Consider the following 21,202-nt stretch of genomic DNA (forward strand, 5'->3'; position numbering starts at 1 on the left):
AGGGCCTGCAATGCAGGCCCTTTTTTTATGCTGCCTGCTGCTGGAATTGCTGGCGGTACTGGTTGGGGGATAGCTCGGTGTGCTGGCGGAATAGCCGGGCGAAGAAGCTGGCATCGTCATAACCGACTTCGTAGCTGATGGTCTTGATGCTCTTGCGCGTCCCCGACAGTAGGCCCTTGGCGGTCTCGATTCGCAGGCGCTGCAGGTAGTGCAGGGGCTTGTCGCCGGTAGCTGTCTGGAAGCGGCGCATGAAGTTGCGAATGCTCATGCCATGCTCCCGGGCCACATCCTCGAAGCGAAACTTGTCGGCGAAGTGTTCTTCGAGCCAGTGCTGGATCTGCAGGATGATCACGTCCTGATGCAGCTTCTGGCCGCCGAAACCGATGCGTCCCGGAGCGTAGCTGCGCTGGACCTCGTAGAGGATATCCCGGGCCACGGCCTGGGCCACGTTGGCGCCACAGAAACGTTCGATCAGGTAGATATAGAGGTCACAGGCCGAGGTGGTACCGCTGGCGCAGTAGAGGTTGTCGGCGTCGGTCAGGTGTTTGTCCTGATTGAGCTGGACCTTGGGGAAGCGCTCGCAGAAAGCGCTGAAGAAACGCCAGTAGGTAGTGGCTTCCTTGCCATCGAGCAGTCCGGCCTCGGCCAGCCAGAAGACTCCGGTGGCTTCACCGCAGAGCACCGCTCCGCGAGCGTGCTGGGCGCGCAGCCAGGGCAGTATCTGTGGATAGCGCTGGCACAGGGAATCGAAATCGTCCCAGAAGGCCGGGAGGATGATCACATCGGTATCTTCCAGCGGACCGTCCACCGGCATGATCACATCGCTGAAACTGCAAACCGGCAGGCCGTCGGGGCTGACCAGGCGGGTCTCGAAAGCTGGGGTCAGGCCATGGCCCAGCTGCTTGCCGTAGCGCAGGCTGGCCAGGTGGAAAAAATCCTTGGCTTGCATGAGGGTGGAGGCGAAAACCCGATCGATAGCCAGGATGCTGACGCGCCGCAAGGGCGTGGTAGTTTGGTTAGACATAATTCAATTGTTCTTATAGGGGAAAGTGGTCACCAGACGGCTGGATCGTCTTATTTTTTGTCGGATGTGTCCAGTGTCCCGTGCCGGTGGCTGGGCTTAGGCTCTGGCAGCCAGAGTCGATAAACAACAACCACAGGTGGCTGCATGATTCCCAGAACCTTGTTCAGTTCCGAACACGAACTCTTCCGTGACAGCGTGCGTACCTTCCTTGAAAAAGATGCGGTGCCTTTCCATGGCGATTGGGAAAAGCAGGGCTACATCGATCGCAAGTTGTGGAGCAAGGCGGGGGAGGCGGGGATGCTGTGCTCGCATATCCCGGAGGAGTACGGCGGGTTGGGGGCGGATTTTCTCTACAGCACCGTAGTGATCGAGGAGGTCGGCCGCCTGGGTTTGACCGGCATTGGCTTTTCCCTGCATTCGGACATCGTCGCGCCCTACATCCTGCATTACGGTAGTGAGGCGCTGAAGCACAAGTACCTGCCGAGGATGGTCTCGGGCGAGATGGTCACCGCGATTGCCATGACCGAGCCTGGAGCCGGTTCCGACCTGCAGGGGGTGAAGACCACGGCAGTGCTCGATGGCGATGAGTATGTGATCAACGGTTCCAAGACCTTTATTACCAACGGCTACCTGGCGGACCTGGTGATCGTGGTGGCCAAGACCGATCCCAAGGCGGGCGCCAAGGGGACGAGCCTGTTCCTGGTGGAAGCCGATACGCCGGGGTTCACCAAGGGCAAGCGCCTGGAAAAGGTCGGGATGAAGGCCCAGGACACCTCGGAACTGTTCTTCCAGGATGTGCGAGTGCCCAAGGAAAACCTTCTGGGGCAGGCCGGGGCGGGTTTCGCCTACCTGATGCAGGAGTTGCCCCAGGAGCGCTTGACCGTGGCGATTGCCGGCCTGGCCAGCGCCGAGGCGGCGCTGAAGTGGACATTGGAATACACCCGGGAGCGCAAGGCATTCGGCAAGGCGATCGCCGAATTTCAGAACAGTCGCTTCAAGCTGGCGGAGATGGCCACCGAAACCCAGGTGGGTCGGGTATTCGTCGATCGTTGCCTGGAGTTGCATCTGAAGGGCAAGCTCGATGTGCCAACGGCAGCCATGGCCAAGTACTGGGTTACCGACCTGCAGTGCAAAGTCCTGGATGAGTGCGTGCAGTTGCACGGTGGCTACGGTTTCATGTGGGAGTACCCGATAGCCCGGGCCTGGGCCGATGCCAGGGTGCAGAGGATCTATGCCGGGACCAACGAGATCATGAAGGAAATCATCGCCCGTTCGCTGTAGAGGCATTCGGGCCGGATCGTACTTGCCGGCGAAACGGGCAGGCTGCCCGCTGGCAGGCAAGTAGAGCCGATCATCGCCTAGGGGGCTGGGTTTGGGTGGTCCTTGTGGATGGCGTCGATGCCGGCCAGGATTTCTTCCGACAACGTCAGCTCGGCGCTGGCGATGTTGCTGTCCAACTGCTCCAGGGTGGTGGCACCGATGATGTTGCTGGTCACGAATGGCTGTTGAGTCACGAAGGCCAGAGCCATTTGCGCCGGATCCAGGCCATGCTCGCGAGCCAGGGCAACATAACGGCTACAGGCGGCTTCCGACTGTGGGTTGAAATAGCGACTGAATCGGCTGTAGAGGCTCAGTCGTGCCGTGGCGGGGCGGGCGCCACCTTCGTACTTGCCGGACAGGACACCGAATGCCAGGGGGGAGTAGGCCAGCAAACCGCATTGTTCGCGAATCGCGATTTCTGCCAGGCCCACTTCAAAACTGCGATTGAGCAGGTTGTAGGGGTTCTGGATCGAAACCGCGCGCGGCCAACCACGGCTTTCGGCCAGCGCGAGGAACTTCATGGTGCCCCACGGAGTTTCGTTGGACAGGCCAATATGGCGGATCTTCCCGGCCCGAACCTGTTCGTCCAGGGCCTCGAGGGTTTCCTCCAGTGGCGTGAAGTCTTCGTCGGCCTTGTGCTTGTAGCCGAGCTGGCCGAAGAAGTTGGTACTGCGTTCCGGCCAGTGCAATTGGTAGAGGTCGATCCAGTCGGTTTGCAGGCGCTTGAGGCTGGCGTCTACCGCTTCGACGATGTGCTGGCGGTTGTGCTTGAGGTGTTTGTCGCGGATGTAGTCGATGGTGTTGCCCGGGCCTGCGATCTTGCTGGCCAGGATCCAGTCGGCCCGGTCGCCGCGCTGCTTGAACCAGTTGCCGATGTAGCGTTCAGTGGTGGCGTAGGTTTCGGCCCTGGGCGGTACCGGGTACATCTCGGCGGTGTCGATGAAGTTGATTCCAGCGTGCTTGGCCCGTTCGATCTGGGAGAAGGCTTCAGCTTCGGTGTTCTGCTCGCCCCAGGTCATGGTGCCCAGGCAGATGGCACTCACTTTCAGGTCGGTTCGGCCCAGTTGGCGGTAGTCCATTGGGTACTTCCTCGGCAAAGCAACCATAAAAGCAGGTTGAATTTTTTTTCGCAATCTGCATAATCCTCCAGCTCTTTCAGCGGTGGAAGTGATGCCCCGCCTGCCGAAGAATCTTGCCGTATATGAGACGCGCTGACCCGAGCCCCCGAAAGCGTCCGTGTTCGGCTGCCTTTGACCTTGTCAAAGTAAGCACTATTCAGTAAGATCCGCCGTCTATTTTGCTGGGCGGCCCCTGAGGCTATAAAGAATGAAAACTTTTACTGCTAAACCGGAAACAGTAAAGCGCGACTGGTTCGTCGTCGACGCCGCTGGTCAGACCCTGGGTCGTCTGGCTACCGAAATCGCGAGCCGTCTGCGTGGCAAGCACAAGCCTGAGTACACTCCTCACGTTGACACTGGCGACTACATCGTCGTGATCAATGCCGAGCAGGTACGTGTTACTGGTGCTAAAACCACTGACAAAATGTACTACTCCCACTCCGGTTTCCCGGGCGGCATCAAGTCGATCAACTTCGAAAAGCTGATCGCCAAGGCCCCTGAGCGCGTGATCGAGACCGCGGTAAAAGGCATGCTGCCTAAGAACCCGCTGGGTCGCGACATGTACCGTAAGCTGAAAGTATATGCGGGCGCTGCTCACCCTCATACTGCTCAGCAGCCCCAAGAACTGAAGATTTAACGGAATAGTTCATTATGTCGGCGACTCAAAATTACGGCACTGGCCGTCGCAAGACTGCAACCGCACGCGTTTTCCTGCGTCCGGGCACTGGCAATATCTCGATCAACAACCGTTCCCTGGATAACTTCTTCGGTCGCGAAACTGCCCGCATGGTAGTTCGTCAGCCGCTGGAGTTGACCGAAACTGTTGAGAAGTTCGATATCTACGTCACCGTTATCGGCGGCGGTGTAAGTGGTCAAGCTGGCGCAATCCGCCACGGCATCACTCGCGCCCTGATGGATTACGACGAAACTCTGCGCAGCGCACTGCGTAAAGCTGGCTTCGTAACCCGTGACGCGCGTGAAGTTGAGCGTAAGAAAGTGGGTCTGCGTAAAGCGCGTAAGCGTCCGCAATACTCCAAGCGTTAATTCGCTACTGCGTTCAAAAAAACGCCCAGCCTCCTTCGGAGCTGGGCGTTTTTTATTGCTCGAAATTTGCTGTGTGACAACTTGCCACATCCGTGGAGGCCCTATACTACAAGGCTTGGCGCAGAGTCGGCTTGGTAATTACCTTGTCAGAATAGGGGCTTTTCATTACCATTCTGCAAAATTTTTATAAGTTCAGATTTTTACTTAGTAGATGCCTGATTTAACAGGCCACAAAGCTGATGGGAGAGGACTGAATGAGCAATGACGGCGTGAATGCAGGCCGGCGTCGCTTCTTGGTGGCAGCCACATCCGTGGTGGGTGCTGCTGGAGCGGTGGGGGCTGCGGTCCCGTTCGTGGGGTCATGGTTTCCCAGTGCCAAGGCGAAAGCCGCAGGTGCACCGGTGAAGGTGAATATCAGCAAGATCGATCCAGGTCAGCAGATGATTGCTGAATGGCGTGGTCAACCGGTATTCATCGTCCGCCGTACCGAGGAAATCCTGGGGAATCTTAAAAAGATCGAGGGCCAGCTGTCTGACCCTGACTCCAAGAACTCAGTACAACCAACCTACGTCGACCCGGAAGTGCGTTCGATCAAGCCAGAGATTCTGCTGCTGATCGGTATCTGCACCCACCTGGGCTGTTCTCCGACCTTCCGTCCTGAAGTGGCGCCCGCGGACCTGGGCAAGGACTGGGTAGGTGGCTATTTCTGCCCTTGCCACGGCTCCCACTACGATCTGGCTGGTCGTGTCTACAAGTCGCAGCCTGCGCCGTTGAACCTGCCAGTACCCCCGCATTCCTATGAGTCGGATGACATCATCGTCATTGGCGTCGACACGGAGAAAGCGTGATGAGCAAGTTCATGGATTGGGTTGATGCGCGCTTCCCCGCAACCAAGATGTGGGAAGACCATCTCAGCAAGTATTACGCTCCGAAGAACTTCAACTTCTTCTATTTCTTTGGCTCCCTGGCGCTGCTGGTTCTGGTCAATCAGATCGTAACCGGTGTCTGGCTGACCATGAGCTACACCCCTTCGGCGGAAGAGGCCTTCGCTTCCGTTGAATACATCATGCGTGACGTCGAGTACGGCGCGATCCTGCGCCTGCTGCACTCCACCGGTGCTTCGGCGTTCTTCATCGTGGTCTACCTGCACATGTTCCGTGGCCTGCTCTACGGTTCGTACCAGAAGCCACGCGAGCTGGTGTGGCTGTTCGGTATGCTGATCTACCTGGCGTTGATGGCCGAGGCCTTCATGGGCTATCTGCTGCCTTGGGGGCAGATGTCCTACTGGGGTGCGCAGGTGATCATCTCGCTGTTTGGTGCGATCCCGGTCATCGGTGATGACCTGACCCAGTGGATCCGCGGTGACTACCTGATTTCCGGAATCACCCTGAACCGCTTCTTCGCCCTGCACGTTGTTGCCCTGCCGATCGTGATCCTTGGTCTGGTGGTGCTGCACATCTTGGCGTTGCACGAAGTGGGCTCGAACAACCCGGACGGTGTCGACATCAAGAAGAACAAGGACGAGAACGGCATCCCGCTGGACGGCATTCCTTTCCACCCTTACTACACCGTGAAAGATATCGTCGGCGTAGTGGTGTTCCTGTTCGTCTTCTGCTCGATCGTGTTCTTCTTCCCGGAAATGGGCGGTTACTTCCTCGAGAAGCCGAACTTCGAACAGGCCAACCCGTTCAAGACGCCTGAGCATATTGCTCCGGTTTGGTACTTCACTCCGTTCTACGCGATCCTGCGTGCGGTGCCGGACAAGCTCATGGGCGTGATCGCCATGGGTGCTGCGATTGCCGTGCTGTTCGTACTGCCTTGGCTCGACCGTAGCCCGGTCAAGTCCATGCGTTACAAGGGCTGGCTGAGCAAGATCTGGCTGCTGGTGTTCTGCATCTCGTTCGTGATCCTGGGTGTATTGGGTGTTCTGGCGCCGACTCCAGGCCGTACGCTGCTGTCGCAGGTATGTACCTTCCTGTACTTCGCCTACTTCATTCTGATGCCGTTCTACACCAGGCTCGAGAAGACCAAACCGGTTCCGGAAAGGGTGACTGGCTGATGAAAAAGCTATTTGCTGTACTGATTCTTGCTGCTATGCCTGTACTGTCCTTCGCGGCCGAGCACGGTGGTCCTGAACTGGAGAAGGTCGATATCGACCTGTCCGACAAGGCCGCCATGCAGGACGGCGCGCGGACCTTCGCCAACTACTGCATGGGTTGCCACAGCGCGAAGTTTCAGCGCTACGAGCGAGTTGCCGATGACCTGGGCATTCCTCATGACCTGATGATGAGCAAGCTGGTCTTCACCGGTGCGAAGATTGGTGACCACATGAACATCGGCATGCAGCCGGCGGACGCCAAGACCTGGTTCGGTGCTGCTCCGCCGGACCTGACCCTGGTGGCTCGCGTTCGTGGCACTGACTGGCTGTATGGCTACCTGAAGTCCTTCTACGAAGATCCGGCACGCCCTTGGGGTGTGAACAACAAGGTGTTCCCGAATGTGGGCATGCCGAACGTTCTGGTCGGGTTGCAAGGGCGCCAGGTGGTCGGCTGCAAGCAGGTGCAGATTGTCGAGGATGGCAAGAAGCAGTTCGACCCGCTGACTGGCACGCCACTGACTCATGAGGCCTGTGATCAGCTGACCGTCAAGGAAAACACCGGTACTCTCAACGAGGCTCAGTTCGATGAGAAGGTCAAGAATCTGGTGACGTTCCTGGCCTACTCGGCCAACCCGGTCAAGCTGCAGCACCAGCGTATTGGCACCTATGTGCTCCTGTACCTGGCCTTCTTCTTCGTATTCGCCTATCTGCTCAAGCGCGAATACTGGAAAGATGTGCATTGATACCGCTTTAAGCATCCGTTGTTGAACGCGCGCGCCCAAGGGCGTCTCTGAAGTTGTAACAACCCTGTATCATTCGGGGGTTACCAGAGGCGCCCTCAGGGCGCGCTCGTTTTTTCTGCTTTCGATAATTTCAACACGCGAGGAGGATCGCCATGGGCGTGACCAATCGGTTGGCCTGTTACTCCGACCCCGCCGACCACTATTCCCACCGGGTGCGCATTGTGCTTGCGGAGAAAGGTGTCAGCGCCGAGATCATCAGTGTGGAGGCGGGCCGTCAGCCGCCGAAGCTGATCGAAGTGAATCCCTATGGGAGCTTGCCTACGCTGGTCGATCGTGACTTGGCGTTGTGGGAGTCGACTGTGGTGATGGAGTATCTGGATGAGCGCTATCCGCATCCCCCATTGCTGCCGGTCTATCCTGTGGCGCGAGCCAATAGCCGTCTGCTGATACATCGTATCCAGCGTGACTGGTGTGGGCATGTGGACCTGATTCTTGATTCTCGGACCAAGGAGGCCGCGCGGGTGCTGGCGCGCAAGGAGTTGCGGGAAAGCCTGACCGGTGTGTCGCCGTTGTTCGCCGACAAGCCGTTTTTCCTCAGTGAGGAACAAAGCCTGGTGGATTGCTGCCTACTGCCAATACTCTGGAGATTGCCGGTCCTGGGTATTGAGCTGCCGCGGCAGGCCAAGCCGCTGCTTGATTATATGGAACGTCAATTTGCACGTGAGGCTTTCCAGGCAAGTCTGTCTGGTGTCGAACGTGACATGCGCTGAGGCTTAAGGAGCCGCTATGAACTCCAGTCGACCTTATCTGGTCCGCGCGCTCTATGAGTGGATTGTGGACAACGATTGCACCCCGCACTTGCTGGTCAACTCCGATTACCCTGCGGTGGAAGTGCCCCAGGGTTTTGCCAGTGACGGCCAGATCGTCCTGAACATTTCTCCCAGTGCTGTACGTCATCTGCACATGGATAACGATGCTGTGACCTTCGAGGGGCGTTTTGGTGGCGTGCCTCACAGCCTGCACGTGCCGATTGGCGCAATCCTGGGGATCTATGCTCGGGAGAATGGTCAGGGCATGGTCTTCGATCTGGAATCGCCTCTGGACGAAGAGGATGATATCGAGCCGGACGATGATATGCCGCCGCCGGACAGCGAGCCGCCGCGCCCAAGCGGCAGGCCGAGTCTGAAGGTGGTCAAGTAATGAAAAAGGCGATCCGGTTGGATCGCCTTTTTTGTGCCCGGGACGCAGCTCAGTCGATGTATTCGAACAGCTTGACGATCTTCTGCACGCCAGACACGCCTTGTACCAGGTTGGTGGCCTGGGCGGCCTCTTGCTGGGTCAGGAGTCCCAGCATGTAGACGATCCCGTTTTCCGTCACCACCTTGATGCGCGAGGCTGGAACACTGGCGTCGGCAAGCATCTGGGTCTTGATCTTGGTGGTCAGCCAGCTGTCGTTCTGTCGAGCCAGGAATCCAGAGGGTGGCAGAACCTGCAATTCGTTATGCACTTTCTTGACGCGCTGCACTTCGCTGGCGGCCTGCTCGGCCGTGGCCTTGAGGTCTGGGCGTGGTGTCTGGCCGGCCAGAAGCACGATGCCATTGAAGCTGGTGACGACGATGTGGGAGTTGTTTTCGAGGTCCGGACTGGCCTTGGCGACATTCACGGCGACTTTGGTCTCGATCAGTGAGTCGTCGATCTTGCTACCGAAGGTGCGGGTGCCGCGGTCATCGTCGATGGGTTTATCGCGGGTAGCGGTAATCACCGAGCTGCAACCAGTGATGCTCAGGCACAAGGTCAAGGCCAGGAGGCCAAGGCGATTAGAGGTCATTCTTCACTCCCGAACAGTTGGCTGTCGATCAGATCGCAGAGGCAATGGATCGCCAGCAGGTGGACTTCTTGAATGCGTGCAGTGACGGTGGCGGGTACGCGAATCTCGACATCTTCGGGCAGCAGCAGGGAAGCCATGCCGCCGCCGTCGCGACCAGTCAATGCTACGACAATCATTTCGCGATCATGTGCGGCCTGGATCGCTTGAATAATGTTTGCGGAGTTGCCGCTGGTGGAAATGGCCAGCAGTACGTCGCCGGGCTGCCCCAGGGCACGGATCTGCTTGGAAAAGACTTCGTTGTAGCTGTAGTCGTTGGCGATCGAGGTGATGGTCGAGCTGTCGGTGCTCAGGGCGATGGCTGGCAGACTGGGGCGTTCACGCTCGAAGCGATTAAGCAGTTCGGAGGAAAAGTGCTGGGCGTCGCCAGCCGAACCGCCGTTGCCGCAGGACAGCATTTTCCCTTCGTTGAGCAGGGCGTTGACCATTACCTGGCTGGCTTGCTCGATGTGCGGTGCAAGTACGTCCATCGCCTGTTGCTTGGTGTCGATGCTGGCTTGGAAAAGCTGGCGAATTCGGGATTGCATGTCCATCTGTGTGACCTTAAGTAGCGCGGCTTGGTGGCACGTGAATGTGCAGCCCGCAAAGCAAAGAGCAAAGAAATTGATTGGAAGTAGGCGCGGCCTATGGGCGTCTTTCAGCCGTCAAAGGCGTTACGTAGCCAGTTCAACTGGGCTTGCGCACCTGGAGTGCCGTCAATGGCGACCACGTCGAAACGACAGGGGTGATTGGACCAGCGTGATTCGCTCTGCAGAAAGAACTGCGCGGCAAGGATCAGTTTTTGGCGCTTGCGCCCATCGATACTGCCCAGAGCGCCACCCCATTGTGTGTGTTGTCTGTAGCGGACTTCGACGAATACTACTGTATCGCCGTCAAGCATGACCAGATCAAGCTCGCCGCGTTTGCACAGCCAGTTCTGCGCCAGGAGGCGCAGACCCTGTCGTTGGAGATGCTCGAGCGCAAGGCTCTCGGCATCCCGTCCGCTTTGCTGGCGTGATCCTTGATGCATCAGCGTGGTGTGTCGGGCAGGCGAGTGACCTGGCCGCTGACGAACTTGGCCCAAGGCAGCTGGCGTTCGATCCGCTGGCCGGCAGTGATGCCCAGGCTGCCGGATTCACCTTCGATGCGGCTATCAGGCAGGGCTTTGAGCTGTCCCAGGCGCGGAGCCAGGCGGTAGGCGTCGACGCCCATTGCATACAGGCGGCCCAGGCTACCGCCGGCCTGAGGCCATTGGGCGGTGACCTGGCGTCGCAGCGTGCCGTTCGCGTCCAGCAGCCATGGTGTCTCGCAGAACATGATGCCGTTCATGTCGTTGTACTGGTTCTGATCGCCACTGGCGCTGAACACGTTGGAGGTGGCATACACAGGAACATCGCCGGCGTACTGGAAGTTCAGGGTCGGCTTGATCTGCTGGGCCTGCTGTGGAGTGGAGGCGAGGAAGATGAATTCGATGTCCTGGCGTCGTGACGGTTGTGCCGCCACCTGGGCGCCGACAGTGCTCTGCAGGCTCTTGGCTCGTGCTTCGCTCTGGCGCAACTGGAACAGATTGGCAATCTGCTGGGCCAGTGCGACGGGCTGGTCCACCCGCTCGATACCCAGCACGGTGCCACCATTGCCTTCCCAGTCCTGGCGGAACGCCCTGAGTACGCGCTCGCCCCACTCGCCCTTGGGCACCAGCACCGCAGCGCGATGCAGGCCGTCAGCGCGGGCGCGGCGAGACACTTCGCGGGCCTCGTCTTCGGCGGCCAGGCCGAACTGGAACAGTTGTGCCGGAGCCTGTTCGCCTTCGCTGTAGTTCAGGGCCAAGGTGGTGATCGGTAGCTGGGGGCGTGCAGCCAGTTGCTTGACCAGTGGTTTTTCCAGTGGGCCGACCACCAGCTGTACGCCATCCGCCTGGGCCTTGCGATAGAACTCGTCCAGCGAGCTCAGTCGGGAGCTGTCATAGAATTCGATGCTGGGCGGTTTCTGGCCGGCTTGCTGGGCTTGGTAGTGAGCGGCCATGAAACCTTCGCGCAAGGCCTTGGAGACCGCCGCCAGCGGGCCATCCTGTGGTAATAGCAGGGCAATTTTCGATACGGACTGGCTGGCCAGTTCCTTGAGCTTGATCAGCGGCTGCGGCAGTTGCAGGGCTGCCGGGTGCTTCGGGTTCTGGGCGCGCCAGTTGTCGATGGCTGCCTGTTGCTGTTCCAGTGTGCCTGCGGTCTTGACCGCCAGCGCCAGGCCCATCCAGCCGCTCAGGTCGTCGTTCCCGGCAGGTTGCAGTTGGTCGGTGGGCAGGGCGGCGATCAGGGCCCAGATGGCTTCGTGATTTTTTGCCGCAGCGTCATCCTTCAGCAGGGGAGCCAGCGTGATTCGTTCCTTGGCCGCAGCCAGGGTTTGGCCGTCGGCCTCCAGGGCGCGAGCATGAATGCTGAGTGTCCGAATCTGTTGGGTGGCGGGAAGCTCACTCAAGTGTTGCAGGCTTGGATGACTCAGGGCCGTCAGCGCAGCCTTGGGCTGGTTGCGGACCATGGCCAGCTCCGCCGTCAGTGTGCTGGCGAAGATTTGCTGGGCGGGCTTGAGTTGGTCCAGTTGGACCTGTTGCAGGATCTGCCCGGCGCGTCCGGCATTACCCTGGCGGTAGGCCATGTCGGCAGCGCTCAGCCGCAGCAGTGCTGCCTTGTCGGGATTTTTGCTGGTGGCGGCCTGCTCGAGCAGTTGCTCGATGCTGGCATCCGGTGTCCGTGGAAGTTCGCCAAGGCTGGAGGAGGGCGAGCTGGCGCAAGCCACCAGAAGGGTAGCCAGGCAGAGGGCGATAAACAGCCGCAGGCAAGCGATCATGTAAGTGTTCCTGATACTCGATCAAATGAACGTTCAATTGTACCCAAGCGCTGGCCGGGGCGCGATGTTGCTGGCGATAAACCATCTATTTAGCGAGTGCAATTGTTGCTGTGTCATTCACGCTCGAGGGTGCGCGATGCGCATTGAGATGTCTTCAACGCGCTACAATGGCGCTTTTGCTGATCGCGAGGTGTGCGCTTTGACTGCTCCAGGTTCCATGAATTCCGTTGTCGGCTCGCTTTATGTCGTCGCGACGCCTATCGGCAACCTGGACGATATCAGTGCCCGGGCCCTGAAACTGTTGCGCGAGGTGTCCTTGATCGCCGCCGAGGATACTCGGCACTCCCAGCGTCTGATGCAGCACTTCGGTATTTCCACGCCTTTGGCGGCCTGCCATGAGCATAACGAGCGCGATGAGGGCAGTCGTTTCATCGCGCGCCTGCTGGCGGGCGATGACGTTGCCCTGATCTCTGATGCCGGCACGCCGTTGATCTCCGATCCGGGTTACCACCTGGTACGCCAGGCCCGTGCTGCCGGGATCAATGTGGTCCCGGTTCCTGGGGCCTGCGCATTGATAGCGGCATTGTCTGCGGCGGGGCTGCCGTCAGATCGTTTCATTTTCGAAGGTTTCCTGCCGGCCAAGGCCACCGGTCGTCGGGCGCGCCTGGAACAGGTCCGTGAAGAGCCGCGCACGCTGATTTTCTACGAGGCTCCCCATCGCATCCTCGAGTGCCTGCAGGATATGGAGGCGGTGTTCGGTGGTGATCGGCCAGCGTTGCTGGCCCGTGAGCTGACCAAGGCGTTCGAGACGCTCAAGGGTTTGCCGCTTGCCGAACTGCGTCAGTTCGTCGAATCCGACTCCAACCAGCAGCGTGGAGAGTGTGTAGTGCTGGTGGCGGGATGGTCTGCTCCAGAAGTTGGCGAGATGATCAGCAGCGAGGCGATGCGCATCCTGGATCTGCTGCTCAAGGAAATGCCACTTAAAAGGGCTGCTGCGTTGGCAGCCGAGATCACCGGAGAGCGTAAAAACGTGCTGTACCAGATCGCTCTGGAAAAACAGAAAGAGCAATAAATGGCGTAGCAGAGTGGCCAAAGGCTTTTATCGCTTGTTCTTGGGTCGCTCTGCCGTTAACCTGCGCGGCGGAGAGTCGATTGGACAGTCGCTGCCCTCTATGAAAATTAGAGGGGGGAGGAAAGTCCGGGCTCCATAGGGCGGAGTGCCAGGTAATGCCTGGGGGGCGTGAGCCTACGGAAAGTGCCACAGAAAATAACCGCCTAAGCACTTCGGTGCCGGTAAGGGTGAAAAGGTGCGGTAAGAGCGCACCGCACGTCTGGTAACAGTTCGTGGCTAGGTAAACCCCACTCGGAGCAAGACCAAATAGGGTTCCAAGGCGTGGCCCGCGCTGGAACCGGGTAGGTTGCTAAAGATGTCCAGCGATGGCCATCGTAGAGGAATGACTGTCCTCGACAGAACCCGGCTTACAGATCGACTCTCCACCTCTTTCCCTTCCTGCTTGATTCAATAGCAGAAACGTTTTTGTAATACCGAAAAATTCTTACTCTTAACAAATTACTTTAACTTCGCGATACAGCTTACTGAGCTGTGTGAAGTTATTGCTGCTGGGCGCCTCCCGATTTCTCGTTTCCCCTCCTTTAAGCGTCCTAAATCTCCGTTCTATAAGGGTTTTCCGTCGCTACGCGCCTTGACGGTGGTGTGGGCGCATTCCTATAGTGTGCGCAAGTGGCAGAAAGTGGCATGAAGTGGGTTTTTTGAACGAAAAACGCTAAAATTTGGAGAAGCGCTGACGTGTTTCGCGGAGCCAACGCTATCAGTCTCGATGCCAAAGGCCGGCTAGCCATGCCCAGCCGGTATCGCGACGAGCTCGTTTCGCGAAGCTCCGGGCAGTTGATCGTCACCATTGACGCCGTTGATCCTTGTTTGTGCGTTTACCCCCTCGATGAGTGGGAGCTGATAGAAACCAAGCTGCGTGCGTTGCCTTCGCTGCGCGAAGAGAACCGTCGCTTGCAGCGTTTGCTGATTGGTAATGCCGTCGATCTCGAACTCGACGGCAGTGGTCGTTTTCTGGTGCCGCCGCGCCTGCGTGAATATGCCAAGTTGGATAAGCGCGCGATGCTGGTGGGCCAGCTGAACAAGTTTCAACTGTGGGACGAGGACGCCTGGAACGCTGTTTCTGCAGCTGACCTGGTAGCTATTCAACAACCGGGCGCCATGCCTGATGAACTGCGTGATTTGATACTGTGACTATTGATAGCGGCTTTAACCACATCACCGTACTGCTTGACGAAGCCGTCGAGGCTCTCGCCGTACGTCCTGATGGCTGCTATCTGGATGGCACCTTCGGGCGTGGTGGGCACAGTCGGCTGATTCTCAGCCAGCTTGGGCCAGGAGGTCGACTCCTCGGATTCGACAAGGACCCCCAAGCGATTGCCACCGGGCAAGCGCTAGCGGCCGAAGACGGCCGCTTTGTCGTTGTGCAGCGCAGTTTTGCCGAGCTGGGTTCCGAGGTTGAGGGCCGCGGTTTGGCTGGCAAGGTCAGCGGCGTCTTGCTGGACCTGGGAGTGTCCTCGCCTCAGTTGGACGACCCCGAGCGCGGCTTCAGTTTTCTCAATGACGGTCCCTTGGACATGCGCATGGACCCGACGCGGGGTGTCAGCGCTGCCCAGTTCATCGCCACTGCCCCAGTGGAAGAAATCGCCCGTGTATTCAAAGAGTACGGTGAGGAGCGTTTCTCTGGCCGTATGGCTCGGGCTGTGGTCGAGCGTCGGGAAGTCCAGCCGTTCGAACGTACCGCCGACCTGGCCGAAGTGCTCAAGGTCGCCAACCCTGCCTGGGAAAAAGGCAAGAACCCGGCAACCCGTGCGTTCCAGGGTCTGCGCATCCATGTGAACAACGAACTGGGCGACCTCGAGACGGGCCTGGAGGCTGCCTTGGAGTCTCTGGAAGTCGGCGGGCGCCTGGTGGTGATCAGCTTCCACTCTCTGGAAGACCGTATCGTCAAACTCTTCATGCGCCGCCTGGTCAAGGGCGAGGCTGATAACCTGCCGCGCAACCTGCCGGTGCGCTTCGAAGCCTTCCAGCCGAAAATCAAGATCCATGGCAAAGCGCAGTTCGCCTCCGAGGCCGAACTCAAAGCCAATCCTCGTGCCCGCAGTGCTGTCATGCGTGTCGCGGAGAAGCTTCGGTGAGCAAGCTTTTCGCCAAGCCACTCCCAGGCGGAAGCTTTTTCATGCTCCTGCTGTTCATAGGCGTTCTAGTTTCCGCGATCGCGGTGTCCTACAGCGCTCACTGGAATCGTCAGCTGCTCAATACGCTGTACGGCGAGTTGAGTGTGCGGGACAAGGCCCAGGCTGAATGGGGGCGACTGATCCTGGAACAAAGTACCTGGACTGCCCATAGCCGCATCGAGGTGCTGGCAACTGAGCAACTGAAAATGCGCATCCCCGGCGCAGCCGAAGTCCGAATGGTGGCGCCATGAAACTCGACGGCGCTCTCTACCCTTGGCGTTTTCGCGTGGTGCTGGGCCTGCTGGCGGTCATGGTGGCGGCGATCGCCTGGCGCATCATCGACTTGCAGGTGGTCGATCGCGACTTTCTCAAGGGCCAGGGCGATGCCCGCAGCGTGCGCCATATTCCGATTCCCGCTCACCGTGGCCTGATTACCGATCGCAATGGCGAGCCGCTGGCGGTGAGTACCCCGGTGACCACCCTGTGGGCCAACGCCAAGGAAATGCAACTGGCCAAGGACCGCTGGCCGGCCCTGGCCATCGCGCTGGGCCAGGACCCGAAGTCATTGACCGAACGCCTCGAAGCCCAGGCCAACAAGGAGTTCATCTACCTGGTTCGCGGCCTGACCCCGGAACAGGGCCAGGCTGTGCTCGATCTCAAGGTCCCGGGTGTCTATGGCATCGAGGAGTTCCGGCGCTTCTATCCGGCCGGTGAAGTGACCGCGCACATGGTGGGTTTCACCGACATCGACGACCGTGGTCGCGAAGGTGTCGAGCTGGCCTATGACGAATGGCTGGCCGGTGTTCCCGGCAAGCGCCAGGTGATCAAGGATCGCCGCGGCCGGCTGATCAAGGATGTGCAGGTCACCAAGAACGCCAAGGCCGGCAAGCCCTTGGCGTTGTCGATCGATCTGCGCCTGCAGTACCTGGCCAACCGTGAACTGCGCAACGCCATCGTCGAGAATGGTGCCAAGGCCGGCAGCCTGGTGATCATGGACGTCAAGACCGGCGAGATCCTGGCCATGGTCAACCAGCCGACCTACAACCCGAACAACCGTCGCAACCTGCAGCCGGCGATGATGCGCAACCGCGCGATGATCGATGTGTTCGAGCCTGGCTCGACCATGAAGGCGATCTCCATGAGTGCCGCGCTGGAGACCGGGCGCTGGAAGCCCAGTGATACCGTCGAGGTCTACCCGGGTACCCTGCAACTGGGCAAGTACACCATTCGTGACGTATCCAAGACCGAGGGCCCGATACTCGACCTGACCGGCATCCTGATCAATTCCAGTAACGTGGGCATGAGCAAGATCGCCTTCGACATCGGGGGTGAAACCATTTTCCGCCTGGCGCAGAAAATCGGCCTGGGCCAGGACACCGGTCTGGGATTCCCGGGCGAACGTGTCGGCAACCTCCCCAACTACCGCGAGTGGCGCAAGGCCGAAACGGCAACGCTGTCTTATGGCTACGGCATTTCGGTGACCGCGATCCAGCTGGTACACGCGTTCTCCGCGCTGGCCAACAATGGACGTATCGCCCCCCTGACGCTGATCAAATCCGACAAGGCGCCACAAACCGCCCAGGTGATCCCGGAGAAAGTCGCCAAGACCATGCAGGGCATGCTCCAGCAGGTGATCGAGGCCCCGCGTGGGGTGTTCCGCGCCCAGGTCCCGGCGTATCACGTCGCAGGCAAGAGTGGTACCGCGCGCAAGACCTCGGTGGGCACCAAGGGCTACGCCGAAAACTCCTATCGATCTCTGTTCGCCGGTTTCGGCCCCATGAGCGATCCGCGCTACGCCATCGTCGTGGTGATCGACGAGCCGAGCAAGGCCGGCTACTTCGGCGGCCTGGTATCGGCCCCGGTATTCAGCAAAGTGATGTCCGGCACGCTGCGCCTGATGAATATCACCCCGGATAACCTGCCGACCACGCAGCAGGCCAATGCCGCCGGTGCCCCCCCACGAGCCAATGGAGGGCGCGGCTGATGTCCCTTAGCCTGAACAAGATATTCCCCCACGCCGGTCGCGACCTGTTGATCCGTGAGTTGACCCTGGACAGCCGCAATGTGCGCGCCGGTGATTTGTTCCTGGCCGTGCCGGGCGCCAAGTTCGATGGTCGTGCGCACATCGCCGATGCCTTGCAGCGCGGTGCTGCCGCCGTGGCCTATGAAGTGGAAGGCGCAACCGTGTTGCCGCTGACCGATGTGCCGCTGATTCCAGTCAAGGGCCTGGCTGCGCAACTGTCGGACATCGCCGGACGTTTCTATGGCGAGCCGAGCCGTCAGTTGAACCTGGTCGGCGTGACTGGCACCAATGGCAAGACCAGCGTTACCCAGCTCGTGGCCCAGGCCCTGGACCTGCTTGGCCAGCGTTGTGGCCTGGTGGGTACCCTGGGTACCGGTTTTTACGGGGCGCTGGAAAGTGGCCTGCATACCACGCCGAACCCCATTGCCGTCCAGGCGACGCTGGCCGACCTGAAGAGTGCTGGGGCCAGGGCCGTGGCCATGGAAGTCTCTTCCCATGGCCTGGACCAGGGGCGCGTGGCTGCCCTGGCGTTCGATGTCGCGGTACTGACCAACCTGTCCCGTGATCATCTGGACTATCACGGCACCATGCAGGCCTACGGTGCGGCCAAGGCCAAGCTGTTCAACTGGACCGACCTGCGTTGCCGGGTAATCAACCTGGACGATGAGTTCGGCCGGCAGCTGGCGGCTGAGTCTCATGAGTCACGGTTGATCACTTACAGCCTGGACGATGCCCGCGCCTATCTGTATTGCCGCGAAGCACACTTCGATGATGATGGCGTACGCGCGATCCTGGTCACCCCGCAAGGCGAGCACCATCTGCGTAGCAGCCTGCTGGGCCGGTTCAACCTGAGCAACGTGCTGGCTGCCGTGGGCGCATTGCTGGGCCTGGAGTATGCGTTGGATGAAATCCTCGCGGTCTTGCCCAAGCTGGAAGGCCCGGCCGGGCGCATGCAGCGCCTGGGGGGTGGAAGCCAGCCGCTGGTGGTGGTCGACTATGCCCACACTCCGGATGCCCTGGAAAAAGTCTTGCTGGCCCTGCGCCCTCACGCCAAGGGGCGCCTGCTGTGCCTGTTCGGTTGTGGCGGTGACCGCGACCGCGGCAAGCGGCCATTGATGGCCGAAGTGGTCGAGCGCCTGGCCGACGGCGTGCTCGTCACCGACGACAATCCGCGCAGTGAAGACCCCGTACAAATCTTCGAGGACATCCGTGCCGGTTTCCTGGCTGTGGACAAGGTCGAGTTCATCGCAGGCCGCGGACCTGCGATCGCCCGTCTGATTGCTTCCGCCTCGGCGGATGATGTGGTGGTGCTGGCTGGCAAGGGGCACGAGGACTACCAGGAAATCAATGGCCAGCGCCATGCCTTCTCCGATCTCGTCGAGGCGGACAAGGCCTTGGGCGCATGGGAGGTGGACCATGCTTAAGGCCCTGCTGCTCAGTGAGGTTTCGGCCCCCTTGGACGCCCGCCTGATCGCGGGCGATGTCCGCTTCAGCGGCGTGAGCATCGATAGCCGGGCAATCAAGCCAGGCCAGTTGTTCGTGGCCCTCACCGGCCCGCGGTTCGACGGCCACGACTACCTGAACGAAGTGGCCGGCAAAGGCGCCGTGGCCGCACTGGTCGAACGCGAGATTCCCGATAGCACGCTGCCGCAATTGCTGGTCAAGGATACCCGGCTGGCGCTGGGGCAGTTGGGGGCCCTCAATCGTGGAGCCTTCAGCAAACCGGTGGCTGCAGTGACCGGCTCCAGTGGCAAGACCACGGTCAAGGAAATGCTGGCCAGTATCCTGCGCACTCGCGGGCCGGTGCTTGCCACCCGTGGCAACCTGAACAACGATCTGGGCGCGCCCCTGACTTTGCTGGAGCTGGCCCCGGAACACAGTGCCGCAGTGATCGAGCTGGGTGCCTCGCGGATTGGCGAGATTGCCTACACCGTGGCCATGACGCGCCCCCATGTGGTGATCATCAACAATGCCGGGACCGCTCATGTGGGCGAATTCGGTGGTCCGCAGAAGATTGTCGAAGCCAAGGGCGAGATCCTGGAGGGGCTCGATGCTGCCGGGATCGCCGTGTTGAACCTGGACGACAAGGCATTTTCGATCTGGAAGGCCCGTGCGGCGGGACGTCAGGTATTGAGTTTCGCCCTGCATGACAGCACTGCGGATTTCCATGCCAGCGATATCGGCCGTGATGCCCGCGGTTGCCCGGCGTTCACCCTGCACAGTCCCAAGGGCGCCGAACGGGTTCAGCTGAACCTGCTGGGTGCCCACAACGTCGCCAATGCCCTGGCTGCGGCCGCGGCTGCCCATGCCATGGGCGTATCGCTGTTTGGCATCATCACGGGCTTGAACGCCGTGCAACCGGTCAAGGGCCGTACGGTCGCCCAGTTGGCCAGGAATGGCATGCGGGTGATCGATGACACTTACAACGCAAACCCCACCTCAATGTGTGCAGCCGTTGATATACTCGCCGGCTTTTCCGGTCGCACCGTCCTGGTGCTCGGAGACATCGGCGAATTGGGCGAGTGGGCGGAGCAGGGGCACCGCGATGTAGGTGCATATGCCGCTGGCAAGGTTTCGGCCCTCTACGCCGTAGGCCCGATGATGACGCATGCCGTTGCCGCCTTTGGCGAGCACGCGCGGCACTTCGCCAGCCAGGCCGAGCTGATTGCCGCCCTGGACGTCGAGCAAGATCCAAACACCACCATTTTGATCAAGGGATCGCGCAGCGCAGCGATGGAAAACATCGTTGCGGCCCTGTGTGGTTCCCATCTTCAAGAAAAAGACGGAGTGAGACATTAATGCTGCTGCTGCTAGCGGAGTACCTGCAACAGTTCTACAAAGGCTTCGCGGTCTTCCAGTACCTGACCCTGCGCGGGATTCTCGGGGTACTGACCGCATTGTCTTTGGCACTGTGCCTGGGTCCGTGGATGATCCGTACTCTGCAGAACCGGCAGATTGGCCAGTCCGTACGTAACGATGGCCCGCAATCGCACCTGTCCAAGTCCGGCACGCCTACCATGGGTGGCGCGTTGATCCTTTCGGCCATCGGTATCAGTACCCTGCTCTGGGCCGACCTGCGCAACCACTACGTCTGGGTGGTATTGCTGGTGACCCTGGCCTTCGGCGCCATTGGCTGGGTCGACGACTACCGCAAGGTGATCGAGAAGAACTCGCGGGGCCTGCCCAGTCGCTGGAAGTATTTCTGGCAGTCGGTGTTCGGCCTGGGCGCGGCGATCTTCCTTTATATGACTGCGCAAAGCCCGGTGGATACCACCCTGCTGATCCCGATGCTCAAGGATGTGAGCATTCCCTTGGGCGCAGGTTTCGTGGTCCTGACCTATTTCGTCATCGTCGGCTCGAGCAACGCGGTCAACCTGACCGACGGCCTCGATGGCCTGGCGATCATGCCGACGGTAATGGTCGGCGGCGCGCTGGGGATTTTCTGCTACCTGTCGGGTAACGTGAAATTCGCCGAATACCTGCTGATTCCCTATGTACCGGGGGCGGGCGAGCTGATTGTCTTCTGCGGTGCCCTGATCGGTGCCGGCCTGGGCTTCCTGTGGTTCAACACCTATCCGGCCCAGGTGTTCATGGGCGATGTCGGCGCACTGGCGCTGGGTGCGGCCCTGGGCACCATCGCAGTGATCGTGCGTCAGGAAATCGTGCTGTTCATCATGGGCGGTGTGTTCGTGATGGAAACCCTTTCGGTGGTGATCCAGGTCGCCTCCTTCAAGCTGACCGGTCGCCGGGTGTTTCGCATGGCGCCCATCCACCACCACTTTGAACTCAAGGGCTGGCCCGAGCCACGCGTGATCGTCCGCTTCTGGATCATCACCGTGATTCTCGTGCTGATCGGCCTTGCCACCCTGAAGCTGAGGTAG

General features: G+C 59.9%; 22 protein-coding genes and 1 other RNA gene. 17 read left to right on the plus strand and 6 right to left on the minus strand.

The features are described from left to right. Positions 1 to 25: 25 nt before the first annotated feature. Positions 26 to 925 carry a GlxA family transcriptional regulator gene (locus LGQ10_RS24755; RefSeq protein WP_226526184.1) on the minus strand — a complete coding sequence of 300 codons (900 nt, stop codon included), beginning with the start codon at positions 923 to 925 and terminating at the stop codon, positions 26 to 28. 243 nt (positions 926 to 1,168) lie between these two features. Between LGQ10_RS24755 and LGQ10_RS24760 the strand changes: the two genes are divergently transcribed. Next, a complete protein-coding gene (locus tag LGQ10_RS24760) occupies positions 1,169 to 2,305 on the plus strand; it encodes an acyl-CoA dehydrogenase family protein (protein ID WP_058433847.1) in 1,137 nt (378 codons plus the stop codon). A gap of 77 nt (positions 2,306 to 2,382) precedes the next feature. On the opposite strand, the gene LGQ10_RS24765 is transcribed toward LGQ10_RS24760, so the two are convergent. Then, positions 2,383 to 3,423 (minus strand): NADP(H)-dependent aldo-keto reductase, encoded by a 1,041-nt coding sequence (locus LGQ10_RS24765; RefSeq protein WP_226523491.1) that lies wholly within the window; start codon positions 3,421 to 3,423, stop codon positions 2,383 to 2,385. 247 nt (positions 3,424 to 3,670) lie between these two features. Here LGQ10_RS24765 and rplM point away from each other — a divergent pair, with 247 nt between their 5' ends. The 7 genes from rplM (at position 3,671) to LGQ10_RS24800 (ending at position 8,547) form a co-directional block, all read left to right on the plus strand. Beyond that, positions 3,671 to 4,099, plus strand: coding sequence for a 50S ribosomal protein L13 (rplM, locus tag LGQ10_RS24770; RefSeq protein ID WP_007928449.1), 429 nt, complete (start codon positions 3,671 to 3,673; stop codon positions 4,097 to 4,099). 14 nt (positions 4,100 to 4,113) lie between these two features. Beyond that, on the plus strand, positions 4,114 to 4,506 hold the full coding sequence (rpsI, locus tag LGQ10_RS24775; protein WP_003228056.1) for a 30S ribosomal protein S9: 393 nt from the start codon (positions 4,114 to 4,116) through the stop codon (positions 4,504 to 4,506). A gap of 254 nt (positions 4,507 to 4,760) precedes the next feature. Further along, positions 4,761 to 5,354 (plus strand): ubiquinol-cytochrome c reductase iron-sulfur subunit, encoded by a 594-nt coding sequence (gene petA, locus LGQ10_RS24780; RefSeq protein ID WP_011063329.1) that lies wholly within the window; start codon positions 4,761 to 4,763, stop codon positions 5,352 to 5,354. Beyond that, positions 5,354 to 6,565, plus strand: coding sequence for a cytochrome b (locus tag LGQ10_RS24785; RefSeq protein WP_226523492.1), 1,212 nt, complete (start codon positions 5,354 to 5,356; stop codon positions 6,563 to 6,565). Before petA ends, LGQ10_RS24785 begins: the two co-directional genes overlap by 1 nt. Next, positions 6,565 to 7,347: a cytochrome c1 gene (locus LGQ10_RS24790; RefSeq protein ID WP_226523493.1), complete on the plus strand. Its 783-nt coding sequence runs from the start codon at positions 6,565 to 6,567 to the stop codon at positions 7,345 to 7,347. Before LGQ10_RS24785 ends, LGQ10_RS24790 begins: the two co-directional genes overlap by 1 nt. 152 nt (positions 7,348 to 7,499) lie before the next feature. Then, entirely contained in the window at positions 7,500 to 8,117 is a 618-nt protein-coding gene (locus LGQ10_RS24795; protein ID WP_226523494.1) for a glutathione S-transferase N-terminal domain-containing protein, read from the plus strand. A gap of 16 nt (positions 8,118 to 8,133) precedes the next feature. Continuing rightward, the gene (locus LGQ10_RS24800; RefSeq protein WP_058433842.1) at positions 8,134 to 8,547 is read left to right on the plus strand and encodes a ClpXP protease specificity-enhancing factor; all 414 of its coding nucleotides are present in this window, start codon (positions 8,134 to 8,136) and stop codon (positions 8,545 to 8,547) included. A 49-nt stretch (positions 8,548 to 8,596) separates the two neighbouring features. Here the strand turns inward: LGQ10_RS24800 and LGQ10_RS24805 are convergent, their stop codons facing one another. The 4 genes from LGQ10_RS24805 to LGQ10_RS24820 all read right to left on the minus strand — a co-directional run bounded on the left by LGQ10_RS24805 (position 8,597) and on the right by LGQ10_RS24820 (position 12,052). Then, a complete protein-coding gene (locus LGQ10_RS24805) occupies positions 8,597 to 9,175 on the minus strand; it encodes a BON domain-containing protein (protein WP_226523495.1) in 579 nt (192 codons plus the stop codon). Continuing rightward, positions 9,172 to 9,765, minus strand: a complete 594-nt coding sequence (locus LGQ10_RS24810; protein WP_226523496.1) for a phosphoheptose isomerase — start codon at positions 9,763 to 9,765, stop codon at positions 9,172 to 9,174. Before LGQ10_RS24810 ends, LGQ10_RS24805 begins: the two co-directional genes overlap by 4 nt. Positions 9,766 to 9,869: 104 nt before the next feature. Next, positions 9,870 to 10,241: a YraN family protein gene (locus LGQ10_RS24815; protein WP_226523497.1), complete on the minus strand. Its 372-nt coding sequence runs from the start codon at positions 10,239 to 10,241 to the stop codon at positions 9,870 to 9,872. Beyond that, on the minus strand, positions 10,241 to 12,052 hold the full coding sequence (locus tag LGQ10_RS24820) for a penicillin-binding protein activator (protein WP_226523498.1): 1,812 nt from the start codon (positions 12,050 to 12,052) through the stop codon (positions 10,241 to 10,243). The genes LGQ10_RS24815 and LGQ10_RS24820 overlap by 1 nt, the downstream gene beginning before the upstream one ends. Positions 12,053 to 12,269: 217 nt before the next feature. Between LGQ10_RS24820 and rsmI the strand changes: the two genes are divergently transcribed. From rsmI to mraY, 9 genes are all read left to right on the plus strand, one after another. Then, on the plus strand, positions 12,270 to 13,124 hold the full coding sequence (gene rsmI, locus LGQ10_RS24825; protein WP_226526185.1) for a 16S rRNA (cytidine(1402)-2'-O)-methyltransferase: 855 nt from the start codon (positions 12,270 to 12,272) through the stop codon (positions 13,122 to 13,124). Between the two features lie 72 nt (positions 13,125 to 13,196). Next, an RNA gene (gene rnpB / locus LGQ10_RS24830) (RNase P RNA component class A) lies at positions 13,197 to 13,550 on the plus strand. 309 nt (positions 13,551 to 13,859) lie between these two features. Beyond that, positions 13,860 to 14,315, plus strand: a complete 456-nt coding sequence (gene mraZ, locus LGQ10_RS24835) for a division/cell wall cluster transcriptional repressor MraZ (protein WP_058437385.1) — start codon at positions 13,860 to 13,862, stop codon at positions 14,313 to 14,315. Beyond that, on the plus strand, positions 14,312 to 15,259 hold the full coding sequence (gene rsmH / locus LGQ10_RS24840) for a 16S rRNA (cytosine(1402)-N(4))-methyltransferase RsmH (protein WP_413247568.1): 948 nt from the start codon (positions 14,312 to 14,314) through the stop codon (positions 15,257 to 15,259). The genes mraZ and rsmH overlap by 4 nt, the downstream gene beginning before the upstream one ends. Further along, entirely contained in the window at positions 15,256 to 15,549 is a 294-nt protein-coding gene (ftsL, locus tag LGQ10_RS24845) for a cell division protein FtsL (RefSeq protein WP_058437383.1), read from the plus strand. Before rsmH ends, ftsL begins: the two co-directional genes overlap by 4 nt. Then, positions 15,546 to 17,282, plus strand: a complete 1,737-nt coding sequence (locus LGQ10_RS24850; protein ID WP_226523499.1) for a peptidoglycan D,D-transpeptidase FtsI family protein — start codon at positions 15,546 to 15,548, stop codon at positions 17,280 to 17,282. Before ftsL ends, LGQ10_RS24850 begins: the two co-directional genes overlap by 4 nt. Continuing rightward, a complete protein-coding gene (locus LGQ10_RS24855) occupies positions 17,282 to 18,745 on the plus strand; it encodes a UDP-N-acetylmuramoyl-L-alanyl-D-glutamate--2,6-diaminopimelate ligase (protein WP_226523500.1) in 1,464 nt (487 codons plus the stop codon). The genes LGQ10_RS24850 and LGQ10_RS24855 overlap by 1 nt, the downstream gene beginning before the upstream one ends. Beyond that, a complete protein-coding gene (locus LGQ10_RS24860) occupies positions 18,738 to 20,120 on the plus strand; it encodes a UDP-N-acetylmuramoyl-tripeptide--D-alanyl-D-alanine ligase (protein WP_226523501.1) in 1,383 nt (460 codons plus the stop codon). Before LGQ10_RS24855 ends, LGQ10_RS24860 begins: the two co-directional genes overlap by 8 nt. Further along, the gene (gene mraY / locus LGQ10_RS24865; RefSeq protein ID WP_058437380.1) at positions 20,120 to 21,202 is read left to right on the plus strand and encodes a phospho-N-acetylmuramoyl-pentapeptide-transferase; all 1,083 of its coding nucleotides are present in this window, start codon (positions 20,120 to 20,122) and stop codon (positions 21,200 to 21,202) included. Before LGQ10_RS24860 ends, mraY begins: the two co-directional genes overlap by 1 nt.

The sequence above is a fragment of the Pseudomonas sp. L5B5 genome, assembly GCF_020520285.1.
Taxonomy (GTDB): domain Bacteria; phylum Pseudomonadota; class Gammaproteobacteria; order Pseudomonadales; family Pseudomonadaceae; genus Aquipseudomonas.

Excerpts from the sequence above, each read along its gene's own strand:
- LGQ10_RS24760 (WP_058433847.1), top strand. The coding sequence starts at position 1,169 with ATGATTCCCAGAACCTTGTTCAGTTCCGAACACGAACTCTTCCGTGAC.
- LGQ10_RS24765 (WP_226523491.1), bottom strand. The coding sequence starts at position 3,423 with ATGGACTACCGCCAACTGGGCCGAACCGACCTGAAAGTGAGTGCCATC.
- rplM (WP_007928449.1), top strand. The coding sequence starts at position 3,671 with ATGAAAACTTTTACTGCTAAACCGGAAACAGTAAAGCGCGACTGGTTC.
- rpsI (WP_003228056.1), top strand. The coding sequence starts at position 4,114 with ATGTCGGCGACTCAAAATTACGGCACTGGCCGTCGCAAGACTGCAACC.
- petA (WP_011063329.1), top strand. The coding sequence starts at position 4,761 with ATGAGCAATGACGGCGTGAATGCAGGCCGGCGTCGCTTCTTGGTGGCA.
- LGQ10_RS24785 (WP_226523492.1), top strand. The coding sequence starts at position 5,354 with ATGAGCAAGTTCATGGATTGGGTTGATGCGCGCTTCCCCGCAACCAAG.
- LGQ10_RS24790 (WP_226523493.1), top strand. The coding sequence starts at position 6,565 with ATGAAAAAGCTATTTGCTGTACTGATTCTTGCTGCTATGCCTGTACTG.
- LGQ10_RS24795 (WP_226523494.1), top strand. The coding sequence starts at position 7,500 with ATGGGCGTGACCAATCGGTTGGCCTGTTACTCCGACCCCGCCGACCAC.
- LGQ10_RS24800 (WP_058433842.1), top strand. The coding sequence starts at position 8,134 with ATGAACTCCAGTCGACCTTATCTGGTCCGCGCGCTCTATGAGTGGATT.
- LGQ10_RS24805 (WP_226523495.1), bottom strand. The coding sequence starts at position 9,175 with ATGACCTCTAATCGCCTTGGCCTCCTGGCCTTGACCTTGTGCCTGAGC.
- LGQ10_RS24810 (WP_226523496.1), bottom strand. The coding sequence starts at position 9,765 with ATGGACATGCAATCCCGAATTCGCCAGCTTTTCCAAGCCAGCATCGAC.
- LGQ10_RS24815 (WP_226523497.1), bottom strand. The coding sequence starts at position 10,241 with ATGCATCAAGGATCACGCCAGCAAAGCGGACGGGATGCCGAGAGCCTT.
- LGQ10_RS24820 (WP_226523498.1), bottom strand. The coding sequence starts at position 12,052 with ATGATCGCTTGCCTGCGGCTGTTTATCGCCCTCTGCCTGGCTACCCTT.
- rsmI (WP_226526185.1), top strand. The coding sequence starts at position 12,270 with ATGAATTCCGTTGTCGGCTCGCTTTATGTCGTCGCGACGCCTATCGGC.
- LGQ10_RS24850 (WP_226523499.1), top strand. The coding sequence starts at position 15,546 with ATGAAACTCGACGGCGCTCTCTACCCTTGGCGTTTTCGCGTGGTGCTG.
- LGQ10_RS24855 (WP_226523500.1), top strand. The coding sequence starts at position 17,282 with ATGTCCCTTAGCCTGAACAAGATATTCCCCCACGCCGGTCGCGACCTG.
- LGQ10_RS24860 (WP_226523501.1), top strand. The coding sequence starts at position 18,738 with ATGCTTAAGGCCCTGCTGCTCAGTGAGGTTTCGGCCCCCTTGGACGCC.
- mraY (WP_058437380.1), top strand. The coding sequence starts at position 20,120 with ATGCTGCTGCTGCTAGCGGAGTACCTGCAACAGTTCTACAAAGGCTTC.